The following is a 12483-nucleotide window of genomic DNA, read 5'->3' on the forward strand; positions in this document are numbered from 1 at the left end:
GATCTGCGGCGGACTGGCCGCGGGGGCACTGGGAGTGGGCGTGGTCGCGTTCGGTTTTCCGCACGGACTGGGCTGGGTCGTCGCCGGCATGGCGATCACCGGGTTCGGTATGGGCTCGGCAATCTCGGTCGCATCCACCGCCATCCTCAACAACGTGCCTGCGCACCGTGCGGGCATGGCGTCCTCCGTGGAGGAGGTCTCCTACGAATTCGGCGGCCTGCTGGCGGTGGCGATGCTGGGCAGCCTGGGCGCAGCGATGTACGGCGCCTTCCTACCGGTATCGGCGGATGTTCCGGCACTGGCGCGGGAAGGATTCGCCCAGGCGCAGCAGGTCGCCCGCGAAGCCGGCCCGGGCGAGTGGTTCGCCGGCGCCACCGCCGCCTATGACCGCAGCTACCAGATCGTACTGCTGGTCATCACCGCGGTGTTGGCCGTGGGTGCAGCGCTGATCGCGCGCCTGCTGCGGGGGCGGGCGGGGAGCCGCGAGGGAGCGGCCGATCGCGTAAAGTAGTGCGATGAGAACCAGCAAGCGCCAGCGCATCCTCGATGCCGCCGTCAACGTGATCAATCGAGACGGCGTGCGCGCGGTGACCTTCGAGTCGGTGGCGGCAGAAGCCGGCCTCACGCGCGGCGGCCTGCTGTATCACTTCCCGTCGCGCGAGGCACTGCTGCGCGGCATCGACGAGCACCTGGTGCACAACTGGGAGGCATCGATGGAAGCGCTGCTCGGCAAGCGTGCCAGCGAGGCCACGGCGCTCGAGCGCTATCAGACCTTCGTCCGCGTGTCGGCGCAGAGCGCGACGCGCGCCGAGCTGATGTTCATGCTCGAATCGGTGGACCCGGAGGCCGGTGAGCGGCCGTGGAGCCCGGCCGTGCAGCGCTGGGCGCCATCGCCGCCGCCGGCCGGCGTGGTTGATCCTGCGGCGCTGGACAATTTCGTGGCACGGTTGGCGGCCGATGGGCTGTGGATCTACGAGGCCATGTACGAAGGACAGCTGGACGACGCGGTGCGCGCCCAGGTGGCCGAGCGCATCGCGGGCCTGTTGTCACCCGGCCGATGATGGGGGTTGCCCACTGACGATGGCGGGTCCCGCCATGGCCGCGTTCATGCCGTTGGCATGTCTTCCGGCCGCAACCGCTCTGGATGGGTGTACACATTGAATCCACTGCCGCGGGCGAAGCCGACCAGGCACAGCCCTGCGCTGCGCGCCAGATCGATCGCCAACGCCGTTGGCGCGGACACGGCGGCCAGTACGCTGGCACCGGCGCGCACGGCTTTGCTGACCATCTCGTAGCTGGCCCGGCTGGAAATCAGCAGCAGTCCACCGTCGATGGCGTGCTCGTTGTGATGCAGGGCGCCGATCAGCTTGTCCAGTGCATTGTGGCGGCCCACGTCCTCGCGCACCCAGCCGATGCGCCCGTTGGCGTCGGCCCAGGCGGCCGCGTGGGTGGAGCCGCTGGCCGCATTCATCGGCTGGTGCTGCGACAGCGTGGCCAGTGCCCGCTGCAGGGCCGCCGGCGCGTAGGTCCGTCGTTCGCGTACCGGGGGCAGGGGCCGCAGCACATCCTCGAGCTGCCGTGTTCCGCACAGGCCGCAGCCGCCACGGCCGGGCAGCAGGCGGCCATCGGCCGGATCCAGACCGGCGCCCGGTGCCTCGGCGGCAACCGTCATCCGCAGTTCGATGCCTTCCAGCTGCGGCCCCACATCGATCGAGAGCAGCTGCGTCGGCGTGGTGATCAAGCCCTCGCTGAGCGAGAAACCGAGCGCAAAGTCCTCCAGGTCACAGGGCGTGGCCATCATCACGGCGAACACGGTGCCGTTGTAGTGCAGCGCTACCGGCACCTCTTCGGCGACCACGTCGGCCTGCGCCTGCACCTGCTGCCCGCCCTCGCGCCAGCGCTGCAACGTGCGCTGCGCGGTGCCGGCAGGCGGAGAGGGCGGCGGGGGCGAGTCAGCCATGCAGAGTGTCCGGACAGAGTGAGCGTGTCATGGGCTGTTGGCCCACGCCCCGAGGATAACGCAGTGCGTCCGTGGCAACGCAGCAGACTCCGTCGCCCCGGAGGCGCGCCGGAAGATTCGGGGCGGCTCTGGCGAAGCGGTCCCGAGCGTGCTTGACTCTGTCTGTCGTGCCCTTCGCAGTCTCGTCTCCTGGCGCCAGGTCTTCGAACATGTCCGAGCAGAAACCACCCCGTTACAAGCCCTACAACCAGCCCGCAGGCGGTTGGGGTGCGGCCGGCGCCACCGCCCGGGTTCTGCTGCAGCAGAGCGTGATCGGCAACGGCTCCAGGGCACTGCTGGCGATGAACCAGCCCGCTGGCTTCAAATGTCCCAGCTGCGCCTTCCCCGACGCCGACGAGCGCAGGAAACTGGAGTTCTGCGAGAACGGGGCCAAGGCACTGGCCTGGGAGGCGACCCGGTTCCGGGCGGATCGCGAGCTGTTCGCGCGTTATACCGTCAGCGAGCTGATGGAGCGGACCGACTACTGGCTGGAAATGCAGGGGCGGCTGACCGAGCCGATGCGTTACGACGCAGCCACCGACCACTATGCGCCATGCAGCTGGGACGAGGCGTTCGCACTCATCGGCCGTCACCTGCGGTCACTGGACAGCCCGCATCAGGCCGAGTTCTACACGTCGGGCCGCACGCCGAACGAGGCGGCGTTCCTGTATTCGATCTTCGTACGCGAGTTCGGCACCAACAACTTCCCCGATTGTTCGAACATGTGCCACGAGCCGACCAGCCGTGGCCTGCCACCTTCCATCGGTGTGGGCAAGGGCACCATCGTCCTGGAGGATTTCGAGCACGCCGAGGCGATCTTCGTGATCGGCCAGAACACCGGCACCAATTCGCCGCGGATGATGGGCAACCTGGTCGAGGCGCGCAGGCGCGGCGTGCCGATCGTGGCGGTCAACCCGATGCCCGAGCGCGCCCTGATCCGGTTTGCCGAGCCGCAGGATGTGATGCAGATGGCGACCTTCGGCTCCACCGAGATCAGCAGCGAATTCGTGCATATCCGCATCGGCGGTGACCTGGCGCTGATCAAAGGCATGATGAAGGTGATGTTCGAGCGCGAGGCACAGGGCCAGCGCGTGCTCGACCATCGGTTCCTGGATGAACATACGGTCGGCCTGGAGGCCTTGCGCGCGGACGTGATGGCGCAGGACTGGGACGACATCGTCAGGGTCTCCGGCATCTCGGAGGCGCAGATCCGGCGCTGCGCCGAGATCTACATCCGCTCCAATGCCACGGTGATCTGCTATGGCATGGGCCTGACCCAGCACCAGTATGGCTCGCGGCTGCTGCAGCAGGTCGCCAATCTGCTGATGCTGCGCGGCAACTTCGGCAAGCCGGGGGCGGGGATCGGCCCGATCCGGGGTCATTCCAACGTGCAGGGCGATCGTACCGTCGGCATCGACGAGAAGCCGGCGGCAGCGTATCTGGATCGCCTGCAGGAGGTGTTCGGTTTCAATCCGCCGCGGGAGCACGGGCATCATGTGGTCGAGTCGATCGAGGCCATGCTCGATGGCAGCGCCAGGGTATTCGTCGGGCTGGGCGGCAATTTCATCCATGCCGTGCCGGATACGCCCCGGGCCTACGAAGCCATGCGCAGCCTGCAGCTGACGGTGGGTATCGCCACCAAGCTCAACCGCGGGCACCTGGTGCATGGCCGCGATGCGCTGATCCTGCCGGTAGTGGCGCGCTCGGAACGTATCGTCACGCCCGCAGGCGAGCAGTTCGTGACGATCGAGGATGCGATGTCGAACGTGACCGCATCGCGCGGTGTTCTTGAGCCGGCCAGCGACCAGCTGCTGCCGGAGGTCGAGATCGTCTGTCGCATGGCGATGGCGACGCTGCCGGACAGCAGGGTCGACTGGGCAGGTTGCAGGCATGACTATGCGCGGATCCGTGACCTGATCGCTGCCGTGTACCCGCAGATCTATGCAGGCTTCAATGAGCGCATCCGGCAGCCGCACGGCTTCCATCTGGACATTGCACCGCGCCGCCGGGTGTGGCCCACCGCCAACGGCAAGGCCAACATCCTGGTGATGCCGGGCTTGGACGTGGATGATCCGGTGGATGATCCTGACATGCTGCGACTGGCCACGGTGCGTTCGCACGACCAGTTCAACACCACCATCTACAGCTACAACGATCGCTATCGCGGCGTGTACAACGATCGCAGGGTGGTGTTCATGAACATCGAAGACCGGCTGGCACGCGGTCTGGAGAAGGAGGCGCGGGTCAGCCTGGAGACGCTCAGCGCAGATGGCGTGCGGCGTCGCATCGACGGGCTGACCGTGCTCGACTACCCCATGCCACGGGGCGCGCTGGCGGGCTACTACCCTGAGTTGAATGCGCTGCTGCCGCTGGACTACTACGATCGCCTCAGCGGCACGCCTGCGGCGAAGTCGATTCCGGTACGCATGCGGGCAGACACAGGCAGCGCGGACACCGCATAGGGCCGGGCGGCGGCCCAGCCTGCCACGCCCATCGGCTATGATGCCTGCGATGAATGCTGCTGCTCTCCTGCTGCGCTGGCTGTTGCTCGTTGCCCTGGTGCTGACCGCACCGGGACTGGCGCGGGCTGCATCGGGCGACGGTGGACAGGGCGACACGGAGTACTGCGCCGCGTCGCATGAGAGGGCCGTGGATCGGGCCGGATGCTGCGGCGATCGATCATCGGGCGACTGCGCAGCCAGTGAGTGCCCGTGCCCTCCCGCGTGTACCGGCGTGCCGGCGACCTCCTCCGCCGTGGCGATCACACCCTGGCGCGAGGCGCCACGCGCTGCCCTTGCACGACGGCCTGTGCCGCCGCCCCTGACCGACGCGTTGCGACCTCCCATCGTGTGATGGCCTGCAGGCGCCAGCCGCCTGTTGTCTTGCCTGTCCCATTCCCGATTTTCCCGCGCCTTCGATGCGTGGGTCGCGGGTGTTCTGCCCGCATGTACAAAGGAACCAACACGATGAACCGTTCTCTCTCTCTCGGCCTGCTGCTGGCCAGCATTCTGTCCGGCGCCGGCTGTGCCCGTGCAGCCGAAGAGGTGGCCGCGGCGCCGGGCCATGCCCACGCAGTGGCCGATGCCGCCTCCGTCCCCGATGCGCAGCTGCCGACCGCCATCGTCCACAAGACCGCCAGCTGCGGTTGCTGTGGCGTCTGGATCGAACACCTGCAGGCCGCGGGCTTCGCGGTGGACGTACGGGATACCGATGACATGAACCCGATCAAGCAGCGCCTGGGTGTGCCGGTCGGCAAGGGGTCCTGCCATACCGCCGAGATCGACGGCTATGTGGTGGAGGGGCATGTTCCGGCCGAGGACATCAAGCGGCTGCTGAAGGAGCGTCCTGCGGCGCGTGGACTGGTGCTGCCGGGCATGCCGGCCGGTTCGCCCGGCATGGAGATGCCCGACGGTTATGTGCAGCCGTACACGGTGGAACTGGTGCGCGGTGACGGCAGCACCGAGCCGTTCGCCCACCACGGCCAGGGCGGCTGAGGGTCGCTGCTGCTGTGGCGGCTCACAGGCCGCCACGGCTTCAGTGCGCGTTGTCGCGTTCCCTGGCCAGCTGTGCCTCGAAACTGCGCTCGGCTGAATCCGCGTAGGCGCTGCAGCGCATCGCTGCAGCACTGGCCTTGGCGCCTGCGGCATAGTCCCAGCCGCTGGCGCCAGGATGCGGGGTCAACAGCACGTCGCAGGGCAGGCGGCGCACGGTCGCGAAGCTGCGGCGATAGTCCTCGATCAGGTGCGGATAGCGGGGATTGCCCTGCAACCGGTAGCCCGGCGCACTGAGGCTGTCCGCATAGGCGATGCGTACCGGCCTGCCATCGCGGGTGTCGTTCCAGGTCCAGGCGGTGCTGCCCGGTGTGTGACCCGGCATGAAATGCGCGGTGAAGTGCATTCCGCCCAGCGACACGACCTCGCCGTCCATCAGGAAGCGGTCGGCATTGGCCGGAGGGAAGGTGATGTCATCGCCGAAGTGCAGATCGTTGCTGCCCCCGCGCGCCAGCAGGACGGCCGTTTCGGCGTTGCTGGCGATCTGCGCGCCGGTGCGGCGCTTGAGTTCGGCCACCGCACCGGCGTGGTCGGCATGGGCATGGCTGAGCAGGATCCAGCGCAGCTGCTGCGGTGCGACGCCGCGCTGCTGCAGGTTGGCCAGCAGGTGATCGGCCATCTGCGGCATGCCGCCATCGATCAGCACCGCGCCGTCGTCGGTCTGTACCAGCAGTGCGGTCAGGTTTTCGGTGCCGATCTGCCAGGTATGGTCGGCGATCTGCAGCGGCCTCATCGGCTGCAGCCATGAAGCATCCACCGTGTAGGCCCGCAGCTGGGGCAGGGGCGGCTCTGCTGCATGTAGCGGCGGGACCGCCACGGCAAGGACGAGGGCAGGCAGGAAAGAGCGCATCGTGAAGGTTCGCTGGGAGGAGGCGCAGAAACTAGCATGGGCCTCGTCGGCCGCGTTCCGCATAGATTTCATGGCTCCCATAAGGCTAGTCCAGCCCGGCCCGCAGCCGGTCGTACAGGCGGACCAGGTCGACCAGCGTGCGCGCGCCCATCTTGCGCATCACCTGGGCGCGGCGCACCTTCACCGTGATCTCGCTGACGCCCAGGTCCGCAGCGATCTGCTTGTTGAGCCGGCCCCGGACCACGCCATCCACCACGTCGCGCTCGCCGGCCGACAGCGACTCCCAGCGCTGCTGGAGGGCGCCCAGTTCGTCGCCTTCGCGGCGGCGCTGGCGATCGATGCCGATGCCCTTGTGGATCGCATCCAGCAGTTCCTGGTCGCGGAAGGGCTTGGTCAGGAACTCGATCGCACCGTCCTTGATCGCGTTGACACCCATCGCGATGTCACCGTGGCCGGTGATGAACACCACCGGCAGGTGCAGGCCACGCTGGCGCATGCCGCGGTGGAATTCCAGGCCGCTCTGGCCCGGCATGCGCACATCCAGCACCAGGCAAGCGGGCGCATCCAGCAGCGGTTGTTCGAGGAACGCCTGGGTGGACGCGAAGCCCCGTACCTGCAGGCCCATCGAGGCCAGCAGATCCTCCAGCGCCGCGCGCACCGAGGGATCATCGTCGATCACGTACACGATGGGCGCCGGCTCGACGGCCGGTGCAGCGGGTCTACGCATGGCGGTCCCCGATGGCAACAGGCAGGTCGAACACGAAGCAGGCGCCACCGCCGGCAACGCGTTCCGCGCGGATGTGGCCGTCATTGGCCTCTATCATGGAGCGGCTCAAGCTCAGGCCCAGGCCGAGGCCGCTCGACTTCGTGGTCCAGAACGCCTCGAACACGCGCTCCGGCTGTTCCGCCGGCAGGCCGATGCCACGGTCGCGCACGCTCAGGGTGATCCGTTGCCCGTCGCGCCGGCTCAGCAGTGACAGCCGGCGTTCGGCCACCGCTACGCCTTCCATCGCATCGACGGCATTGAGAATCAGGTTGCCGATCACCTGCTGCACCTGCACGCGGTCGGCCTGCACCGGCGGCAGGTCCGGCTCCAGCAGCAGGGCCACGGTCACCCCATGCTGGTCGAGTTCGCTGCGCGAGAGCGCAAGCATTTCCTCCACGGCCTGATTCAGGTCGAAGGTGTCGCGCTGGGGTGCCGCACCCCGGGTCAGTCCGCTGATGCGGGCGATCACATCGCCGGCACGATGCGCGTCGGCGAGGATGCGTGACAGCGCCTGCCGTGCCTTGTCAACATTCGGCGGTTCCTGCGCCAGCCAGCGCTGGCAGGCGTCGGCGCTGCTGGCAATGGCCGCCAGCGGCTGGTTCACCTCGTGCGCGATGGACGTGGTCAGCTCACCGACGGTGGACGCGCGGGCGACCCGCAGCAGGCGTGCCTGCGCCTCCTGCACGGCGGCCTTGGCGGCTTCCATTTTCAGCGCCAGCCAGGTGGTGATGGCGATCACCAGCATGCCGATCACCGAATTGACCAGACCGATGCGGTAGGTGCCGAAACGCGTCAGTACGAAGCTCAGGCCGGTCAGGGCGACACAGGCCACGGCCAGGGCCAGCAATCCGCGCGGCGAAAGCACCCGCGAGGCTGCCAGGATCACCGCCGCATAGAAGCAGGCGGCTGCCACCGCGTAGTCGGTCAACGTGTCGAGCAGGAAGATCGCCACTACGGAGACGATCAGGGCCAGCAGCACCAGTGGACGGCGGGACGACAGCGAAGGCATCGGGACAGCTCCCTGGCGGGATGGAAAGGATAGCAAAGCTGGCTCTACCTCCCGTGGCAGGGCGTGTGCCGCAGGACGGCAGTGGCTGCCGCGCTGCACGTGCGCGCGATGATCTCGTGTCACTCCTCCAGGCTGGCATTCCAGAACCCCTGCAGGACGCCGGGCGTGGTGGACAACGTCGCCAGAACCGCATCCAGCTCGTCGCCATCGGCGGTGGTGGCATACAGCACCGCTTCGATCTCCACATCGCGCTCGCCGAAGGGATGGTGGTCCACCGCGCGCACGGGGTACTGGGCCTGTTCCAGCAACAGCAGCAGGCGGTCCAGTACCTCGGCCTGCTGTTCGCGCTGGCAGACGACATTGATGGCATAGACGGCTTCGCTGAACGTCTCCGGCAAGGGCTGCCGCTGGATGCGGTTGACCACCGGGCGCAGCAGCGTGTTGGCGGCGAGCACGAACAGCGTGGCCATCACCGCCTCCGGCAACAGCTTGATGCCGGCACAGGCACCCACTGCCGCCGAGCCCCACAGGGTGGCGGCGGTGTTCAGGCCTGAGACCTGCGCGCCCTCCTTCATGATCGCGCCCGCGCCCAGGAAGCCGACACCGGAGATCACGTAGGCGACCACGTGCAGCGGCGACGGCGGCCCGCCGTACAGGTCGTGGAAACGGACGGCCAGGTCGACGAACACCGCCGCGCCGACGGCTACCAGCGTGTTGGTGCGCAGCCCTGCGGTACGTTGGCGCAGCTGGCGCTCCAGGCCGATGGCGGCACCGAGGACGAAGGCGGTGGACAGGCTCAGCAGCGAGCCGAGCGTGGCGCCGGCGTTGAACGCGGGCAGGTTCAGGTTGATGGCGGACATCAGGATCTCCCCAGGCACGGCCGGCAACGCCTACTGCCAGCCGTAGCGACGGATGTAGAGCTTCTTCAGTGCAGTGGTCAGTGCGGCATAGCCGAACAGGATCGCCACCAGGAACGGCCAGTACCCTGCCGGCAGTGCCTGCAGCCTGAAGTAGGCGGCCAGCGGGCTCATCGGCAGGATCACGCCCAGGGCCATGATCAGTCCCGTCATCAGCAGCAGCGGTGGCGCGGCGATGCTCTGCAGGAACGGCAGCTTCGGCGTGCGGATCATGTGCACGATCAGGGTCTGGGTCAGCAGGCCGACGACGAACCAGCCTGACTGGAACAGGCCCTGGTCGGCGGGTGTGCGAGCGTCGAACACATACCACATCAGGGCGAAGCAGCTGAGGTCGAAGACCGAGCTGATCGGTCCGAAGAACACCATGAAGCGGCCGATGTCCGTCGGGTTCCATTTCAGCGGCTGCCGCACCAGGTCCCCGTCCACGTTGTCGAACGGAATGGCGATCTGCGAAACGTCGTACAGCAGGTTCTGCACCAGCAGCTGCAGCGGCAGCATCGGCAGGAACGGCAGGAAGGCGGACGCTACCAGCACCGAGAACACGTTGCCGAAGTTGGAGCTGGCGGTCATGCGGATGTACTTGAGCATGTTGCAGAAGGTGCGCCGGCCCTGGATCACGCCTTCCTCCAGCACCATCAGGTTCTTTTCCAGCAGGATGATGTCGGCCGCTTCCTTGGCGATGTCCACGGCGCTGTCGACGCTGATGCCGATGTCGGCGGCGCGCAGCGCGGGCGCATCATTGATGCCGTCGCCGAGAAAGCCGACCACCTTGCCCTGCGCGCGCAGCTGGCGTACCAGTCGTTCCTTGTGCAGCGGCGTCAGGCGGGCAAACACGCGGTGGTGCTGCAGGGCGTGTGCCAGCGCTTCATCGCCCATGCGTTCGATCTGCGGGCCGGTCAGGATCGTGTCCGCGTCGAGTCCCACCTGGGCACAGACACGGGCGGTGACCAGTTCGTTGTCGCCGGTGAACACCTTGACCTCGACGCCATGCATCGCCAGTGCCTGCAGTGCCTGTGCAGCCGATTCCTTGGGCGGATCAAGAAAGGCCACGTAGCCGATCAGGGTCAGTCCACATTCGTCGGACTGGGTGTAGGTCGCCTGCTGCGCGCTGGTTTCCTTCATCGCCACCGCCACAACCCGCAGGCCCTGTTCGTTCAGTTCCTCGGTGGTCTGCCGGACCCGCGCCAGCCGCCGTTCGTCAAGTGGCATGTCGTGGCCGTTCTCGCGCACGGTGGAGCACACCGCGAGCATCTCCTCGACCGCGCCCTTGCAGATCAGCTCATGGTGATTCCCGCATTCGGATACCACGACCGACATGCGGCGGCGCTCGAAGTCGAACGGTATCTCGTCCACCTTCCGGTAGTCCTGGCTCAGGCGGAGCGAGCTCTGCAGTTCCACGTGCTCCAGCACGGCGCGGTCCAGCAGATTGATCAGGCCGGTCTGGAAGTGGCTGTTGAGATAGGCGAACTTCAGCACGTCTTCCGAGTCACGACCGAACACGTCGGTATGCCGTTCCAGGGCGATCCGGTCCTGGGTGAGCGTGCCGGTCTTGTCGGTGCACAGCACGTCCATGGCACCGAAGTTCTGGATGGCGTCCAGGCGCTTGACGATCACCTTGCGGTGCGACAGCAGCACCGCCCCCTTGGCCAGGGTGGAGGTGACGATCATCGGCAGCATTTCCGGGGTCAGGCCGACCGCCACCGACAGGGCAAACAGGAAGGCTTCGGTCCAGTCACCCTTGGTCCAGCCATTGACCAGCAGCACGAACGGCACCATCACCAGGGCGAAGCGGATCAGCAGCCAGCTGACACTGTTGACCCCGGCCTGGAAGGCCGTGGGCGCACGGTCGCTGGCGATGCTGCGCTCGGCCAGAGTGCCGAAATAGGTGCGGTTGCCGGTAGCCAGTACCACCGCGGTGGCCGTGCCGGAGACCACGTTGGTACCCATGAACAGCAGGTTGTGCTGATCGAGCAGGCCGGCCTGCGCATCGCCCGGATGGGCGAACTTCTCCACCGGCAGTGATTCCCCGGTCATGGCCGCCTGGGCCACGAACAGATCCTTGGCCGACAGCACCCGGCAGTCGGCCGGAATCATGTCGCCGGCCGAGAGTACGATGTGATCGCCGGGTACCAGCTCGCGGATCGGCAGGTCCAGCAGCCGTGAGGGCCGCCGGCTGTGCAGGTGCGCACCGAAGTACTGATCGGCCAGGTCTGCCGCTTCCGTTCCAGGGGTGCGCCGCAGTACACGCGCCGTGTTCCCCACCAGTGCCTTCAGCCGTTCAGCGGCGCGGTTGGAACGCCCTTCCTGGACGAAGCGGATCAGGGTGGACAACAGCACCATCGCGCCGATCACCACCGTGGCCTTCGCATCCTCCGTCAGCCAGGAGACCGCTGCCAGCACGGTCAACAGCAGGTTGAACGGATTGCGGTAGCACTGCCACAGGTGGCGCCACCACGGCAGCGGCTTTTCGTGATCGACTTCGTTCGGGCCGAGGGCGGCCAGCCGTTCGTCCGCCTCGTGCTGGCCCAGGCCATCGGCGTGCGAGTCCAGCCTGCTCAGCAGGTGCGCTTCATCGAGCTGCGCCAAGGTGACCAGTCCGGCGGTGAGGTTGAACGGTACGCTCCCGCTGTTGCCGTGACCGAAGCCGGCTTCGGGCATCGCCCGGCGCCGGAACAGGTTGCCGGCGCGCCGGCTGCGCAGGAAAGCGTTGAACCAGGCATTGAGCAGGCTCATGGGGAACTCCTTGATGGGGCCGGCGCAGGACCGGCACGCAGGGGCAGGGCGTCGCGTCGCCGTTCAGGCGGAGCGCAGGGCCAGTACGTCAGGCGACCAGGGCTGCATGCGAAGGCGCTGGCTGCCGCCGATGCACAGCGGCTTCATCGCGTCGCGGAGGGGGTAGGGCAGATGGCGCAGGACGCTGATGCGCTCGCTGATCGGCAGCAACGAAAGGACGTCGGCCACCACGCGTGGCGAGCCCAGCGCCAGCGAACGGGCAAACAGCACTGGGCCATGCACCCACAGCTGGCTGCGCAGGGCGGTGACATCGCGCGTACCCATCAGGCGGCGCAGGGTGATGTAGAGGGTCTTGCAGGACATGGGGGCACTCTCCAGGCAGGTGCGCCTGGCGGCCCCCCCGCACTCACGCAGGCAGGGACCGGCCGCCAGGCGCCCGGTACGGGCGGAAACAGGCAGGCAGGGGCGCGTTGCGCCCGGCAGGGTCGGGATCCATCGGCGTCTCCGTGCAGGTGGGAAGGGGCTGCCGGGCGCGTTTCCCGGCGGTGGTGCCATTGTCGGCCGCTGGCCGGGCACGGCCTAGAGGCCCGTGGGTTAGCGTCGCTATACCTTGGTATAGCGGGCGCAGTGGAAGCTGACGGAATTGTCAGGCAGGCGA

10 protein-coding genes and 1 pseudogene are annotated in these 12483 nt (G+C 67.6%); 4 read left to right on the forward strand and 7 right to left on the reverse strand.

All coding sequences use genetic code 11. The annotated features are described in order from the left end of the window. Nucleotides 1-511: pseudogene (locus tag N7367_RS00005) on the forward strand (MFS transporter); the annotation flags it as partial. Nucleotides 512-515: 4 nt separating this feature from the next. Then, nucleotides 516-1061 carry a TetR/AcrR family transcriptional regulator gene (locus N7367_RS00010; protein WP_065182328.1) on the forward strand — a complete coding sequence of 182 codons (546 nt, stop codon included), beginning with the start codon at nt 516-518 and terminating at the stop codon, nt 1059-1061. 44 nt (nt 1062-1105) lie between these two features. On the opposite strand, the gene fdhD is transcribed toward N7367_RS00010, so the two are convergent. After that, nucleotides 1106-1960: a formate dehydrogenase accessory sulfurtransferase FdhD gene (gene fdhD / locus N7367_RS00015; RefSeq protein ID WP_279941422.1), complete on the reverse strand. Its 855-nt coding sequence runs from the start codon at nt 1958-1960 to the stop codon at nt 1106-1108. Nucleotides 1961-2169: 209 nt separating this feature from the next. On the opposite strand from fdhD, the gene N7367_RS00020 reads away from it, so the two are divergent. Then, nucleotides 2170-4461 (forward strand): FdhF/YdeP family oxidoreductase, encoded by a 2292-nt coding sequence (locus tag N7367_RS00020; protein WP_279941423.1) that lies wholly within the window; start codon nt 2170-2172, stop codon nt 4459-4461. A 504-nt stretch (nt 4462-4965) separates the two neighbouring features. Beyond that, complete coding sequence (locus tag N7367_RS00025) at nt 4966-5493, forward strand: DUF411 domain-containing protein (RefSeq protein ID WP_279941424.1); 528 nt, start codon at nt 4966-4968, stop codon at nt 5491-5493. 40 nt (nt 5494-5533) lie between these two features. On the opposite strand, the gene blaL1 is transcribed toward N7367_RS00025, so the two are convergent. From blaL1 to N7367_RS00055, 6 genes are all read right to left on the reverse strand, one after another. Further along, nucleotides 5534-6400, reverse strand: coding sequence for a L1 family subclass B3 metallo-beta-lactamase (gene blaL1, locus N7367_RS00030; protein WP_279941425.1), 867 nt, complete (start codon nt 6398-6400; stop codon nt 5534-5536). A gap of 85 nt (nt 6401-6485) precedes the next feature. Next, on the reverse strand, nt 6486-7127 hold the full coding sequence (locus N7367_RS00035; protein ID WP_065182324.1) for a response regulator transcription factor: 642 nt from the start codon (nt 7125-7127) through the stop codon (nt 6486-6488). Then, nucleotides 7120-8175 carry an ATP-binding protein gene (locus N7367_RS00040; RefSeq protein WP_279941426.1) on the reverse strand — a complete coding sequence of 352 codons (1056 nt, stop codon included), beginning with the start codon at nt 8173-8175 and terminating at the stop codon, nt 7120-7122. Before N7367_RS00040 ends, N7367_RS00035 begins: the two co-directional genes overlap by 8 nt. A gap of 119 nt (nt 8176-8294) precedes the next feature. Then, complete coding sequence (locus tag N7367_RS00045; protein ID WP_279941428.1) at nt 8295-9035, reverse strand: MgtC/SapB family protein; 741 nt, start codon at nt 9033-9035, stop codon at nt 8295-8297. 30 nt (nt 9036-9065) lie between these two features. Further along, complete coding sequence (mgtA, locus tag N7367_RS00050; RefSeq protein ID WP_279941429.1) at nt 9066-11825, reverse strand: magnesium-translocating P-type ATPase; 2760 nt, start codon at nt 11823-11825, stop codon at nt 9066-9068. A 63-nt stretch (nt 11826-11888) separates the two neighbouring features. Continuing rightward, the gene (locus N7367_RS00055; RefSeq protein ID WP_065182320.1) at nt 11889-12188 is read right to left on the reverse strand and encodes a hypothetical protein; all 300 of its coding nucleotides are present in this window, start codon (nt 12186-12188) and stop codon (nt 11889-11891) included. Between the last annotated feature and the right edge of the window lie 295 nt (nt 12189-12483).

The organism is Stenotrophomonas sp. GD04145, from assembly GCF_029835135.1.
Taxonomy (GTDB): Bacteria; Pseudomonadota; Gammaproteobacteria; order Xanthomonadales; family Xanthomonadaceae; genus Stenotrophomonas; species Stenotrophomonas maltophilia_P.

What these genes read in the sequence shown, in the direction of transcription:
- N7367_RS00020 (WP_279941423.1), top strand. Translation starts at nt 2,170, where the DNA reads ATGTCCGAGCAGAAACCACCCCGTTACAAGCCCTACAACCAGCCCGCA.
- N7367_RS00010 (WP_065182328.1), top strand. Translation starts at nt 516, where the DNA reads ATGAGAACCAGCAAGCGCCAGCGCATCCTCGATGCCGCCGTCAACGTG.
- blaL1 (WP_279941425.1), bottom strand. Translation starts at nt 6,400, where the DNA reads ATGCGCTCTTTCCTGCCTGCCCTCGTCCTTGCCGTGGCGGTCCCGCCG.
- N7367_RS00045 (WP_279941428.1), bottom strand. Translation starts at nt 9,035, where the DNA reads ATGTCCGCCATCAACCTGAACCTGCCCGCGTTCAACGCCGGCGCCACG.
- N7367_RS00025 (WP_279941424.1), top strand. Translation starts at nt 4,966, where the DNA reads ATGAACCGTTCTCTCTCTCTCGGCCTGCTGCTGGCCAGCATTCTGTCC.
- N7367_RS00055 (WP_065182320.1), bottom strand. Translation starts at nt 12,188, where the DNA reads ATGTCCTGCAAGACCCTCTACATCACCCTGCGCCGCCTGATGGGTACG.
- mgtA (WP_279941429.1), bottom strand. Translation starts at nt 11,825, where the DNA reads ATGAGCCTGCTCAATGCCTGGTTCAACGCTTTCCTGCGCAGCCGGCGC.
- N7367_RS00040 (WP_279941426.1), bottom strand. Translation starts at nt 8,175, where the DNA reads ATGCCTTCGCTGTCGTCCCGCCGTCCACTGGTGCTGCTGGCCCTGATC.
- N7367_RS00035 (WP_065182324.1), bottom strand. Translation starts at nt 7,127, where the DNA reads ATGCGTAGACCCGCTGCACCGGCCGTCGAGCCGGCGCCCATCGTGTAC.
- fdhD (WP_279941422.1), bottom strand. Translation starts at nt 1,960, where the DNA reads ATGGCTGACTCGCCCCCGCCGCCCTCTCCGCCTGCCGGCACCGCGCAG.